Annotated in this window: 20 protein-coding genes; 3 read left to right on the plus strand and 17 right to left on the minus strand. The window is 63.3% G+C overall.

The window, feature by feature from the left end:
- Window positions 1–24 precede the first annotated feature (24 nt).
- Both GFK26_RS03645 and GFK26_RS03650 read right to left on the minus strand, forming a co-directional pair.
- Window positions 25–756: a glycosyltransferase gene (locus GFK26_RS03645; RefSeq protein ID WP_153285848.1), complete on the minus strand. Its 732-nt coding sequence runs from the start codon at window positions 754–756 to the stop codon at window positions 25–27.
- 305 nt (window positions 757–1,061) lie between these two features.
- Window positions 1,062–1,688, minus strand: a complete 627-nt coding sequence (locus GFK26_RS03650; RefSeq protein ID WP_194274022.1) for a cytochrome b/b6 domain-containing protein — start codon at window positions 1,686–1,688, stop codon at window positions 1,062–1,064.
- Window positions 1,689–2,078: 390 nt separating this feature from the next.
- On the opposite strand from GFK26_RS03650, the gene GFK26_RS03655 reads away from it, so the two are divergent.
- Complete coding sequence (locus tag GFK26_RS03655) at window positions 2,079–2,459, plus strand: hypothetical protein (RefSeq protein ID WP_153280846.1); 381 nt, start codon at window positions 2,079–2,081, stop codon at window positions 2,457–2,459.
- A gap of 18 nt (window positions 2,460–2,477) precedes the next feature.
- On the opposite strand, the gene tnpC is transcribed toward GFK26_RS03655, so the two are convergent.
- From tnpC to GFK26_RS03710, 11 genes are all read right to left on the minus strand, one after another.
- A complete protein-coding gene (gene tnpC, locus GFK26_RS03660) occupies window positions 2,478–4,055 on the minus strand; it encodes an IS66 family transposase (RefSeq protein ID WP_153280847.1) in 1,578 nt (525 codons plus the stop codon).
- Between the two features lie 74 nt (window positions 4,056–4,129).
- Complete coding sequence (gene tnpB, locus GFK26_RS03665) at window positions 4,130–4,456, minus strand: IS66 family insertion sequence element accessory protein TnpB (protein ID WP_228121897.1); 327 nt, start codon at window positions 4,454–4,456, stop codon at window positions 4,130–4,132.
- The gene (gene tnpA, locus GFK26_RS03670) at window positions 4,453–4,824 is read right to left on the minus strand and encodes an IS66-like element accessory protein TnpA (RefSeq protein WP_153280848.1); all 372 of its coding nucleotides are present in this window, start codon (window positions 4,822–4,824) and stop codon (window positions 4,453–4,455) included. Before tnpA ends, tnpB begins: the two co-directional genes overlap by 4 nt.
- 53 nt (window positions 4,825–4,877) lie before the next feature.
- A complete protein-coding gene (locus GFK26_RS03675) occupies window positions 4,878–5,045 on the minus strand; it encodes a hypothetical protein (RefSeq protein WP_153280849.1) in 168 nt (55 codons plus the stop codon).
- A gap of 42 nt (window positions 5,046–5,087) precedes the next feature.
- A complete protein-coding gene (locus GFK26_RS03680) occupies window positions 5,088–5,651 on the minus strand; it encodes an MAPEG family protein (RefSeq protein WP_153280850.1) in 564 nt (187 codons plus the stop codon).
- A 16-nt stretch (window positions 5,652–5,667) separates the two neighbouring features.
- A complete protein-coding gene (locus tag GFK26_RS03685) occupies window positions 5,668–6,405 on the minus strand; it encodes a cytochrome c biogenesis CcdA family protein (RefSeq protein ID WP_153280851.1) in 738 nt (245 codons plus the stop codon).
- On the minus strand, window positions 6,405–7,013 hold the full coding sequence (locus GFK26_RS03690) for a TlpA family protein disulfide reductase (protein WP_228121898.1): 609 nt from the start codon (window positions 7,011–7,013) through the stop codon (window positions 6,405–6,407). Before GFK26_RS03690 ends, GFK26_RS03685 begins: the two co-directional genes overlap by 1 nt.
- The gene (locus tag GFK26_RS34655) at window positions 7,013–7,366 is read right to left on the minus strand and encodes a hypothetical protein (RefSeq protein WP_153280852.1); all 354 of its coding nucleotides are present in this window, start codon (window positions 7,364–7,366) and stop codon (window positions 7,013–7,015) included. The genes GFK26_RS03690 and GFK26_RS34655 overlap by 1 nt, the downstream gene beginning before the upstream one ends.
- Window positions 7,363–7,860, minus strand: coding sequence for a signal peptidase II (lspA, locus tag GFK26_RS03700; RefSeq protein WP_153285851.1), 498 nt, complete (start codon window positions 7,858–7,860; stop codon window positions 7,363–7,365). The genes GFK26_RS34655 and lspA (GFK26_RS03700) overlap by 4 nt, the downstream gene beginning before the upstream one ends.
- Before the next feature lie 99 nt (window positions 7,861–7,959).
- On the minus strand, window positions 7,960–9,282 hold the full coding sequence (gene ccsB, locus GFK26_RS03705; protein WP_153280853.1) for a c-type cytochrome biogenesis protein CcsB: 1,323 nt from the start codon (window positions 9,280–9,282) through the stop codon (window positions 7,960–7,962).
- Window positions 9,283–9,388: 106 nt separating this feature from the next.
- The gene (locus tag GFK26_RS03710; protein WP_228121899.1) at window positions 9,389–9,985 is read right to left on the minus strand and encodes a thiol:disulfide interchange protein DsbA/DsbL; all 597 of its coding nucleotides are present in this window, start codon (window positions 9,983–9,985) and stop codon (window positions 9,389–9,391) included.
- 255 nt (window positions 9,986–10,240) lie between these two features.
- On the opposite strand from GFK26_RS03710, the gene lpdA reads away from it, so the two are divergent.
- Entirely contained in the window at window positions 10,241–11,686 is a 1,446-nt protein-coding gene (gene lpdA, locus GFK26_RS03715; RefSeq protein ID WP_153280855.1) for a dihydrolipoyl dehydrogenase, read from the plus strand.
- Between the two features lie 265 nt (window positions 11,687–11,951).
- Here lpdA and lspA (GFK26_RS03720) read toward each other — a convergent pair whose 3' ends face one another.
- The 3 genes from lspA (GFK26_RS03720) to GFK26_RS03730 form a co-directional block, all read right to left on the minus strand.
- Complete coding sequence (gene lspA / locus GFK26_RS03720; protein WP_153280856.1) at window positions 11,952–12,440, minus strand: signal peptidase II; 489 nt, start codon at window positions 12,438–12,440, stop codon at window positions 11,952–11,954.
- 88 nt (window positions 12,441–12,528) lie between these two features.
- The gene (locus tag GFK26_RS03725; RefSeq protein ID WP_153280857.1) at window positions 12,529–13,143 is read right to left on the minus strand and encodes a phosphatase PAP2 family protein; all 615 of its coding nucleotides are present in this window, start codon (window positions 13,141–13,143) and stop codon (window positions 12,529–12,531) included.
- Between the two features lie 7 nt (window positions 13,144–13,150).
- Window positions 13,151–16,060 carry a heavy metal translocating P-type ATPase gene (locus GFK26_RS03730; RefSeq protein WP_153280858.1) on the minus strand — a complete coding sequence of 970 codons (2,910 nt, stop codon included), beginning with the start codon at window positions 16,058–16,060 and terminating at the stop codon, window positions 13,151–13,153.
- Window positions 16,061–16,152: 92 nt separating this feature from the next.
- Between GFK26_RS03730 and cadR the strand changes: the two genes are divergently transcribed.
- Window positions 16,153–16,551 (plus strand): Cd(II)/Pb(II)-responsive transcriptional regulator, encoded by a 399-nt coding sequence (gene cadR, locus GFK26_RS03735; RefSeq protein WP_153280859.1) that lies wholly within the window; start codon window positions 16,153–16,155, stop codon window positions 16,549–16,551.
- Between the two features lie 8 nt (window positions 16,552–16,559).
- Here cadR and GFK26_RS03740 read toward each other — a convergent pair whose 3' ends face one another.
- Entirely contained in the window at window positions 16,560–17,795 is a 1,236-nt protein-coding gene (locus GFK26_RS03740; protein WP_153280860.1) for a sterol desaturase family protein, read from the minus strand.
- Between the last annotated feature and the right edge of the window lie 55 nt (window positions 17,796–17,850).

Below are 17,850 nucleotides of genomic sequence, written 5' to 3' on the forward strand. Positions count from 1 at the left end.
GCCATGGGCGGCGCAGCGGTGCGCTCACTCTCTCCAGCACTCGGCCACCCATGGCGCCGGGCGAATAAAGCGCCAGCGGCGGTTGCGCCGCCCCGCGAGCGCATCCGGCGGATTGCACTCGCCGTGGAAAATCACGATTCGAGCATCAGACGGCACAGAGGGCGAGCGCCAGTAGTTGCTCGGCCACGGTGGGATGCAATCGTACTTGAAGCTTGGGCACCAGTGCTCCGGCCAGTAGGCGAGCCTGCCCTGTCGATGCATGAAGTCCGAAAGGTAGGCCTGCTCGTTGCGGAACGCCGAGCGCACCTCGGCGAAGTGCGTGCGGAAGTGCTCAAGTACATCCGGATGGGCACCGAGCTCAAAGCGATAGACGGAGGAGTTGCCCGTCACGCGCCACGGCCGCTTGTAGTCGTGGATGATCAAGAATTTGCCGGAATGCTCGAAGAAGGCATCCAGCCCGCCAACAATGACCACGTCGAGGTCGAGGAAGAGCCCCGTGCCTCGCAGGCCGTACAGGTCGGCAGAGAACGTGACCAACTTGGTCCACCCGCGCTCAGGAATGCCCGCGGGCAGATCGAGCGCAGGGATGGGCAGGCACTGCACCTCGGGCCGGATGCCCCGCACGTCGTCCGTGAGGCAAACGAAGCGGAAATTCCCGCTCAGGTGGCGACGCACCATCGCATAGAGGCGGTTGACATACTCGGGACCATACTTGGTGCCCCACTTCATGCTAAGTATGAGGCGCTGCGGCTGCATGGATTGAATGGCGTTCACTGAGACTGAGGTTTCAAAGATGGCGGGGCGAACCTTAGGCCATGCATGTGCGCTGCACGATGCCTGTGGCCTTGCCTCCGCTGGATGTGACGCAGGTGATCAAGGGGGGCCCTGGCGAGCCGGCGCAAGGTCGCGGCCACGTCGGCGCAGCGCACACTGCCATGGATTCGGTTGGCAGCAAAGGCGCAAGGGCGCGCGGCCCAAATGGCCAGGCTCACTCTCAACGCCATGCTGAGGACCAACCAACACCCGCGATCACTTTACCGCTTGACTTGAAAGACGGTTATTCAGTCGTCGGCCACCGGCTCGCGCTGCACTTCCGAGGCAATTGGCTTCGAACTGGCGACAGCAGCGTCCCTGCTTCGCCATTGATACCACCAGAAGCCCACGACTGCGGCTACGATGAGTAGCGCGAAGCCATTCCGCGCGCTCGGAATGGCTTCGCTGCGAAAACCCAACTTGGTCCCAGTGAACACCGACCGCATCAGGCTTTCACCGGCACGCCAACTGCCGAATACCGCGCCAAGAATGTGCAAGCCTGCAAGCGCCAGCATTATGTTACCCGCGACCTCGTGGAAAGTTCTCCGTCGGCTTACGACCAACCCACCCTCGCTTGCCCAACCTGACCCGCCGACCACCAGCGCCAGCAGCAACATCGCGAGGACGAACAAGGCGCCTACGGGACTGTGCCCAATGTGCCGTCGGGCACCGCCGTGCCCCATCGACCGCAGGCAGCCCAATACGGCACTAGGGCCTCGCACGAAATTCGTGAACCGCGCATAGTGGGTGCCTACAAAGCCCCAGGTGATGCGAAACGCGACCAAGCCCATCATGGTGTAACCCAAGGTCGCATGAACTGTGCGCCAACCCTCTTGTTTCGCTGTCAGCCATGCACCCACGAAACAGATGATCATGAGTCCATGAAAAACACGCACTGGAGCATCCCAGACAAGCACCTGTTCAAAGCCCAAGGTGACGTGCCCGGATTGCCGAGATGGTGGTGATTTAGCGGGTGTATGCATGGCTCCGACGCGATGCGCAGCCCTCTGGGCCAGCGTTATGCCCTTCAGCATCGAGGTGCTGCGGCCGGCCAAGTCTGAACAACGACGCGACGATCAGGCGTATCGCATCGCCTTAGGTAGAGGACACTTGAGGACATTGCTTCACTTCCAAATTTTGCGAAGGCACTCAAGATACTCTATGAAATCGCTATAGGGTCAAGTGGTATTTTCGGGCTTTGCAAGCGTCCCAAGATGCTCGGTTTTGGGGGCAGGACTGCAAGTCAGCGGCAACAAGGCAAGCGGATGGTCTTCGCGCGCGAGGAGCGGGGATTCGCCGCCAATTCGCTCGCTAAGCGCGTGCTGTCCCGCGAGGACCAGAACCTTGAATTCGACCAAGCAGTGTCGGGTTTTCGCTTGAGTCGGAAGGGCGTGGCCGTCAAACCCTCGCTCAGCGGTTTGGACGACCGGTGCTGCCAGACCAACGCAGATTTGGTGGAGTTGATAGTGCCACCCGACCATGCAGAGCGTGCGGCAATGCTTCAGCTTCAAAGGATGGCGTGCAAAGTTCGCGTTTCGGTCCGAGTGCACTGCGTGCGCAGCGCGCCCAACTCACGGCTGCGGATTGCGGCGAATCCAGGCGGCCCAAACAAGAACAACGGTATGCGTCCGGCCAAGACATCTTGACCAGGCGCAGATGCTCGGTCAGGCAGCGCTGTCAGGTGTCCAGCTATAGGGCAGCAACTCTCGGATGCGGCTGTCTGGCTGCGTCGGCAACCTCTCCAGCACATCCTTGAGGTACTGGTAAGGGTCATGCCCGTTGAGCCTAGCTGTGTGCAGCAAGCTCATGATCGCCGCCGCCCTTTGGCCGGCACGGAGGCTGCCGGCGAACAACCAGTTCTTGCGGCCCAACGCGATAGGCCGGATCAGGTTCTCGACCCTGTTGTTGTCGATGCTCAGCTCGCCGTCGTCGACGTAGCGCGTGAGCGCGGCCCAGCGTTTGAGGCTGTAGTCCATGGCCTTGGCTGTGGCGCTGCCATCGGGCAACTTCTGCCGGTGTGCCATCAACCAGGCATGCAGCAGGTCGGCCGCCGGTCTCGCCCTGAGCCTTCGGATGTGAAGTCGTTCGTCGGGCGACAGCTCTTTGATCTCGCGCTCGATGTCGTAAAGCGTCGCAATCAACTTCAAGGCCTGCTCGGCCAGCGTGCTGCTGTGATTGGCCCACAGCTCGTGGAACTTGCGTCGCGCATGGGCCATGCAACCGGCCTCCGTGACGCCAGCCGCCATGGCCTGCTTGTATCCCGAGTAGTCGTCACAGATCAACGTGCCGCGCCAACCGCCGCTGCCGTCCTCCTCGATGCCGAGGAAGCGGCGAGCGTGGCGCCCGGCCCGACTCTCTGCGAAGTCGAACACCACCGCGTCGATGTCGTCCCAGACCGTGGTGCAGTAGCTCCAAAGGTACGCGCGATGGGTCTTGCCCAGTCCCGGCGTGAGCATTGCAACTGGCGTTTCGTCGGCATGCAGCACTCGCCGGCCGAGCAGGTCTTCGCGCATGGCCTGGACCAGTGGCGCCAGCTGCACGCCGATGGCGCCGATCCACTCGGCCTGCGTCGAGCGCGGTACGGCGAAGCCCGCCCGTCCGAGGATGCTCTCTTGCCGGTACAGCGGCTGATGATCGATGTACTTGGCCACAGTGACGTGGGCCATCAACCCAGCGGTGGCGATGCCCTTGTCGACGACGTGCGCGGGGACGGGCGCCTGGACCAGCGTCTGGCACTTGGTGCAGGCCCACTTGCCGCGGACGTGACGCTCTACCGTGAACGTGCCAGGCGTGTAGTCGAGCTTCTCAGCCACGTCCTCGCCGATGCGCTTGAGCGCGCAGCCGCAACTGCACGTCGTGGTCTCAGGCTCGTGGCATACCTCGCGCCGTGGGAAGTGCGCTGGCAGCGCGTGGCGCTTGGGCTGGCGCTTCTCATTGCTGTCCTTGGCGGCCGGAACCACCCTCTCGACCTCGCGGGCAAGCGCCTCGAGATCCTCGTCGATGGCTTCTTCGAGCAGGCTCTTCTGCTCCGGACTGAAGCGCTCGCTGGTGGCGGCGAACTTCAGCCGCTTCAGGACCGCCATCTCGTGCGTGAGCTTGTCGATCACGGTCTGCTTGAACGCCACGGCGCGTTCATGGCGAGCAACGAGCTCGGACTTGAGCGTGACCTGCGCTCGCGCGGCGCGCAGTGCCTCGCGCAACTGCTGCGGGTCCAACGTGTCGATGTCGTCGTCTGCGATCACGGAGGGTGATCGTGCCAGAGGGCGGCCCTGCAGACCATCGGCACATCCCTCAATTGCGCGGCAGCGTTGCGCCTCTACACCACGGTGATCACGCCGGCTTCGCCGATGCGTTGCCAGGGTAGGCCGAGGACCAGTGCGTCGAACTGCGCCTGGGTCAGCGCCTCGTTCATGAGCGAGGCTCGAACGAAGCCGCCCTGATGAAGACGTCGAGCGCATAGCCAGATGCCGATGCCGTCGTGCACGAGCACCTTGAGCCGGTCACCGCGGCGATTAACGAAGACGTAGGCGTGGTGCGGATGGGCAGCGCCGAACACCGCGACGACCCGGCCCAATGCTGTGTTGGTTCCGGCGCGCATGTCCATCGGCTCCACCGACAGCCACAGTGCATCGACCCGGATCACCGCAGCACCGCGCGCACCCAGGTCGCGCAGTCCGCTGCGGCGCTGACCGGCCAGATGACCGAGACGCTGACTCCACCGCGCTGAAGTTCGATGCGGATGTCGGTCTGTGGTTGCGGTGCAGGCAACTTCAGCGGAACGAACTCAGGGGCCGGCGGCGGCAGCGGTCTGACAGATGCAGCGGCAGGCTCAGGCTGCTCGGCACAATTGACCCACCGGCGAAGCATGTTGGCATTGAGCCCGTTAGCCAGTGCGATCGCCGCGCTCGATACGCCAGGCTGCTGGCAGGCCCTGATGAGTTCGGCCTTGAACTCGGCGCTGTGCTTGCGCCTGCGCCGCCGGCCTGCTGGCTCCAAGACAGAAGTGTCCACGTGTCCACGAAGAAGTTAAGTGGAGTAGAGCCTCCTATGGAGCAGAGACGGAATCAAGATGACTTTGCCGGACGCATACGAACAACGAGCGCGATTGCCCAGAAAATGGCGGCGGTGGTGTTGAGTCTGCGGCTGTAGAGGATGCCGAACAGTTCAAATTCCACGCCGCCCAATGCCAAGGCACCATGCGTAAGGATTTGATTGGCCGCGAACCCGCTCAAGAACTTGGCTATTCCTCTATATCGCATATGCGTCACTCCGGGCTATAGAACACGAACAACCACTGCGCCAAGGGCGAGCACGAAAGCGACGACGCTCGGCACGGCGGTGAGTGCCATGCCGAATGAGCGCGCCGCCGCCCCTTTTGGGTAGCTGACGAAGAAGGCAATGCGGCCTACGGAGAAGAGAGTCACAGACGCCAGGATCAACGGCATGGCAACTTCCCGTAGGACCATGAGCATCGCGAACTGCGTAACCATCATCACCACGGCCTGCTCCAAGGTGTTCTGGAGAAATGCGGCCGGCACTGCAATCCGTGGGCTGGGAGTGGAGTAGGCCGCTCCGCGAATGTCCTGCGAGGAATGCCGCCGCCCGTTGGACACCATGCGAACGCCAACCATGATCCAGAAGACCACAAACAGGCTGGAGCCGGCCCAGAATGTCAAGACAGACTCAAGATCGCCCGCAGGAAAGCGGATGAGTCGCGGCAACAGGAGGTGGGCCATGCCGAGCACCATCGCGCAGACCAGTATGGCCGCCATGGAGCCGCGCAGGACGCCGCGCTGCTCCCGGCGAAATTCGGAATCCGTCAACTCATAGGCCGGCATGATGGGCACTCCTTCGTCAGCCAATTCGCCCGAGCGACGGAAACATCCTTAGCAACCAGAACGACAGGTCGGTGAGGTGGCCGCTGATCATGGCTGCACCCATCGCAACCAGCACGATACCTCCGATCACCTGCAGCGGCCTGCTCAGCCGCCGGAGGGTCTGCTGGTGCCGCAACATCTGTCCCGTGAACGCCGCCGCGAGAACGAATGGAATGCCCAGGCCGGTTGAGTAGATCGCGAGCAGACCGACTCCGTCGAAGCCACCGGAGACAGCCGCCAACGTCAGTATCGCGCCCAGTACAGGGCCGATACAGGGTGTCCAACCGAAACCGAAGGCCAGGCCGAGCCCGAACGCCAAGACCGGTCGACCCCCTGGCCAAGCGGGGTGCCAGCGAACGTCGCGCTGCAGCCAACCGAACCCAGCCGGAATCCAGAGCATCAACAGCCCAAACAGCACGATCATCCCACCACCCAGCACGGAGGCTTCGCGCCGGTACTGAAGCAGAAGGCTGCCGACAGCCGATGCCGTTGCACCGAGCGCGGTGAACACTGTCGAGAAGCCGAGCACGAAGGCCAGCGCCAGCAGCGGTGGCGTCCAGCGAGTCGAGACGGCAGCGCCTTGCTCGCGCGCTGCCGTGCCCGCGATGAAAGAAACATATCCGGGGACGAGCGGCAGCACACAGGGTGACAGGAACGACACCACGCCTGCGGCAAACGCGGCGATCGGACCGAGTCCGGAGGAATCGAGTGCCATCACCCAGGCCCCGCGCGCATTAGCGCTTTCAGCGCGTCGACGATCTTTGGGGCGTCCCACTCGGCGGTCCCGCTCATGCGGCCGATCTCGCGGCCCTGCCGGTCCAGCAGCAAAGTCGTCGGAACCCCAACCGCCTTGAGCTTGAAGATTGCGTTGGCTTCGGCGTCCTGGTAGATGGCAAGATGCCTGATCCCCTCTGAAGCATAGAAAGATTTGACCAACTCCAACCCCTTTGCTCCGGTGTCCATGGACAGCGCGACGACCTGGAAATCAGCGCCGCCCAGTTGTGCCTGCAGGCGGTCCAGCGACGGCATCTCCTGCCGGCAGGGCGGGCACCAGGTTGCCCAGATGTTCAGAAGGACCACCTTGCCCTTCAGGCTCGCAAGTTCCACCGGTCGACCAGCACCGTCCAGCACACGCAGTTCCGGCAAAGGAATGGGCTGAGTGCGCATGACGAGTGGCAGCGCTCCCGCAGCGGCGGTGGCAGGGACACGCGAGAACTCGAGGTACGCCAGCGCGCCCAGCCCTACCGCGAGGGGAAGGCCCAGGCCCAGTAGCCAACGGCGCCGACGAAGATTGACGGAATCCGGGGATTGCACGGGGTCCATCACGCACCTCCCTGAAGCAACCTGGCATCGGACGCCAGCGCAGCGGCGCCGGCCCGGTTGCGCGTGTAGAGCCCGAAGAAGACGACCACGACTTCACCCTTGAAGTCCTTCAGACTGCGCACGGCGCTGTTCTGGTCGGGCAATTGGAGGTCACGGGCGTACCCGGCACCGGTGATGTCGATCAGCTGAAACTGGCTTGTGCGCTGCTGCGACTTGGACGGCACGAGGATCGCTGCGGGGACGCCGAGCAGCATCGAGATGCAAAACACCAACGCGATGCGGCGCCGCTCCAGCTTCTTGTCGTCCGGGGCAGCGACGGAACGGCGCGCCCTGCGGGATGCCGACGTCGTCATATGTTCTCCGTTGCCTGCGGCTGGCGCGCACCAGCGAACGACGTGAGCACTAGGCTGGCTGCGCCGACCGTGATGCCGATGTCGGCGACATTGAAGGCTGGCCAGTGCCATCCACCAAGGTGTAAGTCCAGGTAATCGATCACCTGCCCTCGCACTGCGCGATCGAACGCATTGCCGAGTGCGCCGCCGAGGATCAGGCTGAACGCCAGCGATTCCGCGCGCGGCCGAGGAGCACGGATCATCCAGATCAGCCAGAACGAAATTGCCACCGCAATGGCCAAGAAGAACCAGCGCTGCCAGCCTCCGGCACCGGCCAGGAAGCTGAAGGCAGCCCCAGGATTGAGCACATGGACCAGATTGAAGAACGGTGTGACCGCATGCGACCACCCCAGGGAAGTCGTTGCGTCGATATAGCTCTTGGCTGCCTGATCGGCGGCGAGGACCATGATGGCGAGCGAGAACCATGATGCTTGTCGGGTTGAATGCATGTTCACTTGGTTGGAATGGAGTCCGTCGGTGGTTTTCGTCACCCGTTCGGGGCTGTGGTCTCAGCGCCTCTTCGACCTGCTCGTCGGCCTGCGTGGCGCTCAAGTTCAGAGCGACCCGTAACTGTGGAGCCCTGACAGGAACATGTTCACGCCCAGAAATGCGAAGGTCGTCACCGCCAGTCCCACGAGGGCCCACCACGCGGAAGTGGCGCCGCGCAGTCCCTTCACCAGACGCAAGTGCAGCCAGGCCGCGTAGTTCAGCCAGACAATAAGCGCCCACGTCTCCTTCGGATCCCAGCTCCAGTAGCCGCCCCAGGCCTCGGCGGCCCACAGCGCCCCTAGCACCGTGGCCACCGTGAAGAAAGCGAAGCCAACGGCTATTGCCTTGTACATGACGTCATCGAGCACATCGAGCGCAGGAAGCCGCGATGCAATGCGCCGCCGCGCCAGCAGGATGCCGCCGACGATGAGAGACGACACGCCGAAGTAGACGGACCAGAACGATCCGCCGGCTTCGGCGCCGCGACGGAACACCAACGGTTCAAGGCACAACGCCGTGCCCAGAAGCCACAGGGGAGCGAGCTTGTACCACTTGGTCTCGCCGGCCTGTTGCTTGATCAGATAGGCGAACGCCACCATCGCAGCCAGTGCGAACGTGCCGTATCCGACAAAGTTCGCCGGCACGTGGACCTTCATCCACCAGCTTTGCAGCGCTGGCACCAGCGGCTGGATCTCGTGCTGCTCACGAGCGAGCGTGTACCACAGCAAGAATCCCACCGCAGCACTGACAATCAGCATGGCGAATGCGCCCAGGGCGCGAGTCTGGTAACGATCCTCGAAATACAGGTAGAACGCCGCCGTCATCCAACTGAACAGCACGAAGACTTCATAGAGGTTACTCACCGGGATGTGGCCGATGTCCGGCCCCATCAGGTGGCTTTCGACCCAGCGCACCATCGTTCCGACAAGCGCCATCGTCACGGCTGCCCAAGCGAAACCCGTCCCCAGCCGGTCAAAGCCGACGGCGCGCGTGGCCAGCATGCCGACCCAGTAAAAGGCCGTGCTCATGAAAAAGAGCAGGCTCATCCACAGGATCGCCGACTGACTGGAAAGGAAGTATTTGAGCCAGAAGACCGACTCGGCGCGTTGCAGGTCGCCTTGGTAGGCCATGGCTGCCAGTACCGAAACGATCGCCACGCCGGCGATGAGTGCGCGCAGCGGCCGCCAGAACCAGCCCAGCCAGATCGCAGCCGGAACGGACAACGCTAGGATGGCCTTCTCGTAGATGTCCATGTGAGCCGCATACGTGGCAAGCGCGTAGCCGCCTGCGGCAACGGCGAAGACAGCGAAAATCCAATCGACGGTATTGCGGCGCGCGAAGAATCCCTCGTGGAGGGAGATGGTGTAGGTCTGAGCAGTGGTGTTCATTCGCTGCTTTGCGTGTTTCGTCCGGCGGAGGATGTAGAGGTCTCGCGTGAAGCCTCGCGGGTGTTGCAGGACGCAAAGTCCATCGCGGCAAATTCGTCGTCGTCCACTATCCGCCCTTGCGAGCTAGGTCCAGCAGGTACTCGGCCACCGAGAGAGATTTGGAGTTCGATCCGGCCAGCGAACCGGATGCGAGCCAGCGACCATTCACACCGATCGACGGCGTGCCTTCGATCGCATAGCCGGTCGCCAGCGCGGTGGCTTGCTTCACCTTCGCCGCGACGCCGAAGGAGTCCAGTGCCTGAAGGAAACGCACGCGGTCCACGCCGTTGGCCGCTACGAAAGACCCGATCTGATCGGGCGCGTCCAGCTTCTTGCGTTCCACGTGCACGGCCGCGAAGACCTTGGGGTGCAATTGCTCCACCAATCCCATCGCCTCGATCGCGAAATACAGCTTCTGATGGATCACGAAGTCATCGCGAAACGCCACCGGGATGCGGCGGAAGATAACGTCGCGCGGCAGCTTTTTCTGCCACGCGTCGATCATGGGTTCAAAGGCATTGCAGTGCCCGCAGCTGTAGGCGAAGAATTCCAGCACCTCCAACTGGCGGGCGTCGCGGGTGGGCTGCCGCGTCTGCAGAACAACGTAGTTGCGTCCTTCCACCGGACGGTCCTGGGCGACCGCTGGCACGCTCCAGCCGGTCATGGGAGTAAATAGAGATGCTGCAAAAAGTCTTCGTTTCATGAGAATCCGGGTGTGGCTGGTTCCACTGAGTCACCAATTAGAAACCATGAAGTCGGTACAAGGTCAAGCCATGCGGATCGTAAGCTGCGCCAGGGTGGGGAGATTGGGCTGCGTTTGTAGGGGCGCTGTCTAAAATGTTCGGCCATTGCACGATGACCGTTATCCGCAGGTTGCCGCTTGCGTACCGCGGCGTCCGAACTAGGCGAGACATTCACCATGACCCAAGAACAAGCCCTCGACGTGCTGGTGATCGGCGCCGGCTCCGGCGGTTACATCGCATCGATCCGAGCTGGCCAGCTCGGCCTCAAGGTCGCGTGCGTTGAGGCCAACCCATATGCCGACCCGAAGGGGGAGCCGCGACCGGGCGGAACCTGCCTGAACGTCGGCTGCATCCCCTCAAAGGCGCTGCTGTCGTCGAGCGAAGAGTTCGAGAAAATCGAGAAGCACGCTGCCGCCCATGGCATCCGCGTGGCGGGCGCCACGATGGACGTCCCGGCAATGATCGCGCGCAAGGACGCGATCGTGACCAAGATGGCACAAGGCATCGAATACCTATTCCGAAAGAACAAGGTCGCTTACCTGAAGGGCCGCGCAAACATCCTTGGGCGCGCTGACGCCGGCTTCAGGGTATCCATCACGCGGGCCGGTTCGACACAGGAAGTGACAGCACGCAACCTTGTGATCGCCACGGGATCGCTTCCTCGCCAGTTGCCCGGCATTGCCGTCGACAACATGGACGTTTGCGACAACTCTGGGGCGCTGGACTGGCGCTCGGTGCCGCGTCGCATCGCGATCATCGGTGCCGGAGTAATCGGCCTCGAATTGGGTTCGGTATGGCGCAGGCTGGGATCGCAGGTCACCGTGGTCGAAGCGTTGCCGCAGTTGCTGCCAATGTGCGATGCCGATGTCGGGCGCGAAATGCTCAAGCTGTTGACGGCGCAAGGGATGGACTTTCGCTTCGGAGCGCGTGTAATGGCCCTCGAGCGGGCGGGCGATGGCGCGCTAAAGCTCTCCTATGCCGATGCGGGCGGAGCATCGCAATCGCTGGCTTGCGACAAGCTGGTGGTCGCGGCGGGCCGTGTTCCGACGACGGCGGGGCTGGGGCTTGATACCGTCGGCGTAAGGATCACCGAGCGCGGCTTCGTCGACGTCGACGAGCATTGCCGCACATCCGTCGAAGGCGTCTATGCTATCGGCGATGTGGTGCGGGGGCCTATGCTGGCACACAAGGCCGAAGACGAAGGCGTGATGGTGATGGAGCGCATCGCGGGCCAAGCCGGGCACGTGAACTATGACGCTATACCTTCGATCATCTACACCAGTCCAGAGATCGCGTGGGTCGGGCGCACGGAGCAGGCACTGAAGGACGCGGGCATCGAGTACAGGGCTGGCAAATTCCCATTCACTGCGAACGGGCGCGCGCTCGGAAACGGCGACACTTCCGGTTTCGTGAAGGTTCTGGCCGACAAAAAGACGGACGCCGTGCTGGGCGTCCACATCGTCAGCACGTACGCCTCAGAGATGATCGGCGAGGCGACGATGGCCATCGAGTTCAGGGCGGCGGCCGAGGACATCGGCCGGATCAGCCATGCGCACCCGACGCTTTACGAGGCGATGCGAGAAGCTTCGCTGGCGGCCGGCACGGGGGCTCTCAACCTGTGAGCCGCCCGGACGGTTGCAGGAATGGCCACGCTATCACCCATGCGCCTCCACAAGAAACTATCGCGGCGCGCTCACCGCCTTGCGCCGCACGAAGCCGGGACCGGGGCGCGTCGGCTGGCCTTCGTGCAAACGCAACGGCTGCCGCAGCGCAATTCCGCGATTGATCCGGAATGCTTGCGAAGGCCGCGCTTGACTTGTTGCGTCTAGGAGGTGATGGCCATCGGCAATCAGCAATCGTCCACCAGCAGGCACTGCCCTATGGCCTTCAGGCATCGGTGTGCTGTTGCCGGTCAGCTTTGAACAACGACGCGACGATCAGGCTTATCGCACCTCCCACGATCGCCATGTCAGCAACGTTGAACGCCGGCCAGTGCCATTGACGCAGATGGAAGTCGAAATAGTCGATAACCTGCCCGCGCATAGCCCGGTCGAAGGCATTGCCCAACGCACCGCCGAGGATGAGACTGTAGGCTAGGGCCTCAAGTCGTCGCACTGGCTTTGCCAGTAGCCAAACCAGCCAAATCGCGGCACTAACGGCGACAGCAAGTAGAAACCATCGTTGCCAACCACCGGAGTGCGCCAGAAAGCTGAACGCCGCCCCGGGATTCAGGACATGGACCAAGTTAAAAAAAGAGGTCACTTCATGGGACCAACCGAGCGGTGTTGTCATGTCGATGTAGCTCTTGATGGCTTGGTCGCCAGCAAACACTACAAATGCCAGGTAGTACCAGTTGGTTGAATGCGTGTAGTGCATCAATTCTTCTTTATTCGTCCAGGCCAAACTGGGACAGCTTGCCCGGGATTGCCAAGCGATCGACCTGTCGGACTGCATAGTCCGACAGTTACCGCATCGCGCTCGAGCGAGGCACAAGGAGCCGGATCAGTGCGGCCGAGATCGCGACGCACGCCCAGCCCAAGGCAAAGCTGGCAACGACATCCGCTGGGAAGTGGGCGCCAAGCGCGATGCGCGACCAACCCACAGCGATAGCGAAGGCCAGAAGGCCGATTCGACCGGGCCAGCCGAGAATGGGCCAGATCGCCGCAGCCAGAACCGCCACGTAGGCGGCATGACCGCTTGGAAACGAATAGCGACTGTCCGGCATCCCGACGATTCGAAAAACGCCTTCACCCAAGACCAGGGCGGGGCGCGGGAATGCGAATGCCGATTTCAAGAGGGCGGCCGATGACATGGCTAGCACCAAGCCAAAGACAAACCGTTGCAGGGTCAGGTTCGCAGAACGGGTTGCATCTGGCGCTTGGCTTCGGCGCCAGAGCAGGAGGACCGCGACGATCGCCGGAGCACCCCAATAGCTGCCTACCCAGCTCAAAGCTTCAGGCAGCCATAGCAGCTGATCTGGGACGGCATGATTCAAAAACATGAACAGGTTCACGTTCGCTCCGCCCCAGTCGTAGAGCCATTGCTTGAGCCATGCAGCAGAGATTGACGTTGCGTGCACCGGGGGATCAGGCCTTCTGGGTCTTGAGGAGCCTCAGACCATTGAAAACCACCAGCAAGCTCGCGCCCATGTCGGCGAACACCGCCATCCACATGGTGGCATGCCCCGTGAACGTCAACCCAAGGAACACCGCCTTGATGCCCAAGGCCAGAACGATGTTCTGAGTAAGGATCGCCGCGGTGCTGCGCGACAGCCGGATGAAGGTCGGAATTTTGCGCAGATCGTCGTCCATCAAGGCGACGTCCGCTGTTTCGATGGCCGTGTCGGTGCCAGCCGCGCCCATGGCGAAACCGATGTCCGCGCGGGCGAGCGCCGGCGAATCGTTGATGCCGTCGCCCACCATGCCGACTTGGCCTTGACCGCCGGCTAAGCTCTCGATGGTCTTGAGCTTGTCCTCGGGTAACTGATCACCACGGGCTTCAGAGATTCCGACCTGAGCGGCGATGGCCGCTGCCGTGTGCTGGTTGTCCCCCGTCAGCATCAGCGTGCGCACGCCCAACGCCTGCAGGTCGGCCACCGCCTCACGGCTGGTTTCCTTCACGGTGTCGGCCACGGCGAAAATGCCGAGCACGGTCGCATCGTCCATCAGCAGGATCGCTGTCTTGCCTTGGCGCTCCAGCGTCTCCAGCCGAGCTTGGAGCGCCGCTTCGCTCAGGCCCAGCTCCTGGGCGAGCCTGTGGTTGCCCATGTGCAACATGCGCCCGCCGACGCGGCCACGCACGCCGCGCCCGGGCAGCGCCGCGAACTCGTCGACCTCGTGCAGCGCGATGCCGTCACGGTTCGCCTTGCGGGCAATGGCCTGGGACACGGGATGGTCCGACCGCGCGGCGAGGCTTGCGGCCCAGGCGGCAACTTCCTGCGCCTCGCCGATCAGTGGCACGAAATCCGTCTGCTCGGGCTTGCCATGTGTGAGCGTGCCGGTCTTGTCCAGGGCCAACGCCTTGAGCTTGCGCCCGCCCTCCAGGTAGACGCCGCCCTTGATCAGAATGCCGCGCCTGGCGGCAGCGGCCAAGCCGCTGACGATGGTGACTGGCGTGGAGATGACCAGGGCGCAGGGGCAGGCGATCACCAGCAGTACCAGCGCCTTGTAGACCCAGTCGAACCAGGCGCCGCCGAAGGCGAGCGGGGGAACGACCGCAACCAGCACGGACACCGCGAACACGGCCGGCGTGTAGACGCGGGCGAATTGGTCGACGAAGCGCTGCGTGGGTGCGCGGCTGCCCTGCGCGGACTCCACGGCATGGATGATGCGAGCGAGCGTCGAGTCGCTGGCGCCTGCGGTCACCTTGTACTCAAAAGACCCGGTCTCATTGATCGTTCCGGCGAAGACCTGGTCGCCCTCGGCCTTCTCGACGGGCAGGCTCTCGCCGGTAATCGGGGCCTGGTTGATGGCGGATCGACCCGAGGTGATCAGGCCATCCAGCGCGATGCGCTCGCCGGGGCGCACGCGGACCACTGCGCCCTTGGCGACCTCCTTGGCCGGCCGTTCGGTCCATGCGCCATCAGCCTGTCGCACCGTCGCAGTTTCGGGCGCCAGATCCATCAGCCCTCGGATGGCATTGCGGGCGCGATCCAACGACTTCGCCTCGATCACTTCCGCCAACGCGAACAGGAACATGACCATGGCGGCCTCCGGCCAGTGGCCGATCGCCATGCCGCCCGTGACCGCGATGGCCATCAGGGCGTTCATGTTCAGGTTGAGGTTCTTCAGCGCGATCCAGCCCTTCTTGTAGGTGCTGAGGCCGCCGGTGAAGATCGAAACCAGTGCCAGCACGATCACGGCCCAATGATTGCCATCGTTGACCCAGTACACGCCTTCGGCGAGCACCGCAGTGACGCCGGAGACCGCCATTGGCCACCAATTGGTCTTGTGCGCAGCCACTGGGGCATCGCGCGGCTCGTCCGTCGTCTGGACCTCGGCTTCCATGCCCAGCGATTCGATGGCTTCGACCGCCGGCTTGATCGCGTCAGGCGTGTGCCGAACCGTGAGCGTGCGCTGCATCAGGTTGAAATCCATTCCCTGCACGCCCGACATGCCTTCTAGTTTGCCGCGGATCAGACTTTCCTCGGTGGGGCAGTCCATCTTCGCGATGCGAAGTACCGTCGTGGCTGTCTGCATATCCTGCCGTGCAGCCTGCATTCCGATCGACGCAAGCGCCTTCTCGATCGGCGCCGTGGTGGCCAGCGTGTGCTGGACTCCCAGTACACGCTGCATCAGATTGAAGTCGAGCGCGGTCACACCCGGCACCTTGCCCAGCCGGTCGCGGATCAGCGCTTCTTCCGTCGGGCAATCCATGTTCTCGATCCGGTACGTCACCCGCTCGCCGATCGGCGGCGCGGAAACCGCCGCGGTTGGCTGCTGCAGGGCCGAGGGTGGGCTCACAGCCGCGGCTTCGATCGGCCCCGTGTGGCTGGCGGTCTGCTCCTTGGCGCGCATGCCGATCGAGGCCAAGACCTGCTCCATCTGCGTGCGTGCCTGAGCGAGGTGCTTCACTGACAGGGTGCGCTCGGCGAGGTCGAAGTCCAGTTCCTGGATTCCGTTGACCGTCCCGAGGTGCGAGCGGATGAGTTTCTCCTCGCTCGGGCAGTCCATGTTCTCGATGCGGTAGGTGGTCGACACGGCGGCTTCTCGGACAGCCTGTGCCTTCATGCCCACCGAATTCAGCACCTGCTCCAGCGCATCGGCCGAGACCTCACGGTGCACAACGGTCAGTCGACGCTGCGGAAGATCGAACAGCAGCCGCTCGATGCCAGGCGAACCCTCCAGCGTTCGCCGCACCAGCGCTTCCTCGTTGCGGCAGTCCATGTTGCTCACGTGGAAAACGGTGGTCTCGGTGCTGGCTTGCCCACCGGCGCACCCCGTCTGTTGGCCATTGCCGCCGGAGCAGCCGCACGAGTTGGAGGGTTCTTTGTTCATAAATCGCAGTTCATTGACAGGGCTTTCCCCCGGATGCCGTCATTGGACAACCTCTAGTAGGTATAGAGTCAAGCTTTTCCGGAGGAGCAACCATGATGCGGATCGGTGAATTGGGCAAGAAAGCAGACTGTTTGGTGCAGACCGTACGCTTCTACGAGTCCGAAGGCTTGCTTCCCGAGCCTGCGCGCAGCGAGGGCAACTTCAGGCTGTACGACGACTCGCACCTTGAACGCCTGCTGTTCATCCGCCGTTGTCGGGCCAAGGACATGACGCTGGAGGAAATCCGTCAACTTCTAGATTTCCGGGATCGGCCCGAGCTGGACTGCGGCGAGGTGAACGCGCTGGTCGATTCCCACATCGCTCAAGTCCGGGCCAAGATGAAGGAGTTGCGCGAGCTCGAGCGCGAATTGACGGATTTGCGGCGCTCCTGCGATACCGCCCGAACCTCGCGCGAGTGCGGCATTCTCAACAGCTTGACCGAGCCCGCCTGAAGCTCGTGTCATCGGCGCTGAAAAGTGATCGGGTCCAGTTCCGGCGGCCATGCGCCGTGCTCCATCATGCCAAAGCGCCCCGTGCCGACGTTCTGAGGCGGGGTCCGGCCGAGGGCGTGGCCCACTGGAGCCAGCGCGAGCCGCACGACCTGCGCTGCGACCTCCGCAACGTTGCGCGTCCTCCAGGCCAGCCCGAGCATCGTGGCGTGGCTGCGCAGGTGCAGGCCAAGGTGAGACTGCGCCACGATATGGGCCAGTTCATGGGCACGCCATGCGGCGCCCAGATCGTGGGCGGCCTCGCACGAAGCTGCTAGACGCGTCTCGCGCAGGAAGGCGGCGCGCGCAAGCCCGTAGTCCCCGGCAGAAGCGTCTGCCGTCCCTGCTCGGCGACCGAAGGGATAGACCAGCTGCTGCCCATATTCCATCGGAAAGTCCATCTCCCTGAGTCCCACTTCGTCGGCCCCCAACTGGTGCTTTGGCAGCCGGAAAGTCCCGAACAGGTGGTCCCAGAGCATCCAGAACTCGCCATAGTTGACCTGGGCGTCCTCGTACTCGCGCTTGTGGTGCCAGCGATGGACTTCAGCCGCCCCGATCACGAATCGCAGCGGCCCGACCCGGTAGTCCAGGTTGGAGTGCTGGAAAGCCAGGTGCACGGCCAACAAGCCGAGCCATGCACCGACGGCCAGTGCCGGTGCTCCCACGAGGACCACGGCGAGCAAGCCAGGCGCGGCCATCATCCCGGCATGCAAGGGATGCCGGCGCTCCCCGTTGAGCCAATAAAGGCGTTCCGAGCTGTGGTGGATCGCGTGGAAACGCCAGAGCCAGGCCACGCGGTGACTCAGCCAATGGACACTGTAGAGGCTGAGATCGAGGACCGCACCGACGGCAAGGGCTTGCGCCCAAAGCGGCCACTGATCGGGCCACCAGGTCCCGGCCGACCACAGCGGCGCCAACACCGCCACAACGCCGTGCACCGTCAGGAGCACGGCGAGGTTGACCCCCGCATGGATCGCATCGCACATGCTGTCGCGGTGGTCCTGGCCCCAGGCGGCATGAAAGGGCAGCCGCCGCTCCAACAAGGCCACGCAAGCGAGCGCGGCGCCCACTGTGATCGGCACCGCAGGGAAATACGGCCAACCGGCCGCAAGCCCGCCGAAGAGCAACGCGGCCGTTGCGCCAACGATCAGCGGATAGCTGGCATAACGGATGAAAGTCTCGAGGAAGGAGAGTTCGCTTGTGCGCATCATTGTCCTTACAAGGGGTTTGACTGCGATTGAAAACCCTCTAGCAGCAATAGAG

The organism is Variovorax paradoxus, assembly GCF_009498455.1.
Lineage (GTDB): Bacteria > Pseudomonadota > Gammaproteobacteria > Burkholderiales > Burkholderiaceae_C > Variovorax > Variovorax paradoxus_H.

What these genes read in the sequence shown, in the direction of transcription:
- GFK26_RS03645 (WP_153285848.1), bottom strand. Translation starts at nt 756, where the DNA reads ATGCAGCCGCAGCGCCTCATACTTAGCATGAAGTGGGGCACCAAGTAT.
- GFK26_RS03650 (WP_194274022.1), bottom strand. Translation starts at nt 1,688, where the DNA reads ATGATCATCTGTTTCGTGGGTGCATGGCTGACAGCGAAACAAGAGGGT.
- GFK26_RS03655 (WP_153280846.1), top strand. Translation starts at nt 2,079, where the DNA reads ATGGTCTTCGCGCGCGAGGAGCGGGGATTCGCCGCCAATTCGCTCGCT.
- GFK26_RS03680 (WP_153280850.1), bottom strand. Translation starts at nt 5,651, where the DNA reads ATGCCGGCCTATGAGTTGACGGATTCCGAATTTCGCCGGGAGCAGCGC.
- GFK26_RS03685 (WP_153280851.1), bottom strand. Translation starts at nt 6,405, where the DNA reads ATGGCACTCGATTCCTCCGGACTCGGTCCGATCGCCGCGTTTGCCGCA.
- GFK26_RS03690 (WP_228121898.1), bottom strand. Translation starts at nt 7,013, where the DNA reads ATGGACCCCGTGCAATCCCCGGATTCCGTCAATCTTCGTCGGCGCCGT.
- GFK26_RS34655 (WP_153280852.1), bottom strand. Translation starts at nt 7,366, where the DNA reads ATGACGACGTCGGCATCCCGCAGGGCGCGCCGTTCCGTCGCTGCCCCG.
- ccsB (WP_153280853.1), bottom strand. Translation starts at nt 9,282, where the DNA reads ATGAACACCACTGCTCAGACCTACACCATCTCCCTCCACGAGGGATTC.
- GFK26_RS03710 (WP_228121899.1), bottom strand. Translation starts at nt 9,985, where the DNA reads ATGACCGGCTGGAGCGTGCCAGCGGTCGCCCAGGACCGTCCGGTGGAA.
- lpdA (WP_153280855.1), top strand. Translation starts at nt 10,241, where the DNA reads ATGACCCAAGAACAAGCCCTCGACGTGCTGGTGATCGGCGCCGGCTCC.
- lspA (WP_153280856.1), bottom strand. Translation starts at nt 12,440, where the DNA reads ATGCACTACACGCATTCAACCAACTGGTACTACCTGGCATTTGTAGTG.
- GFK26_RS03730 (WP_153280858.1), bottom strand. Translation starts at nt 16,060, where the DNA reads ATGAACAAAGAACCCTCCAACTCGTGCGGCTGCTCCGGCGGCAATGGC.
- cadR (WP_153280859.1), top strand. Translation starts at nt 16,153, where the DNA reads ATGATGCGGATCGGTGAATTGGGCAAGAAAGCAGACTGTTTGGTGCAG.
- GFK26_RS03740 (WP_153280860.1), bottom strand. Translation starts at nt 17,795, where the DNA reads ATGCGCACAAGCGAACTCTCCTTCCTCGAGACTTTCATCCGTTATGCC.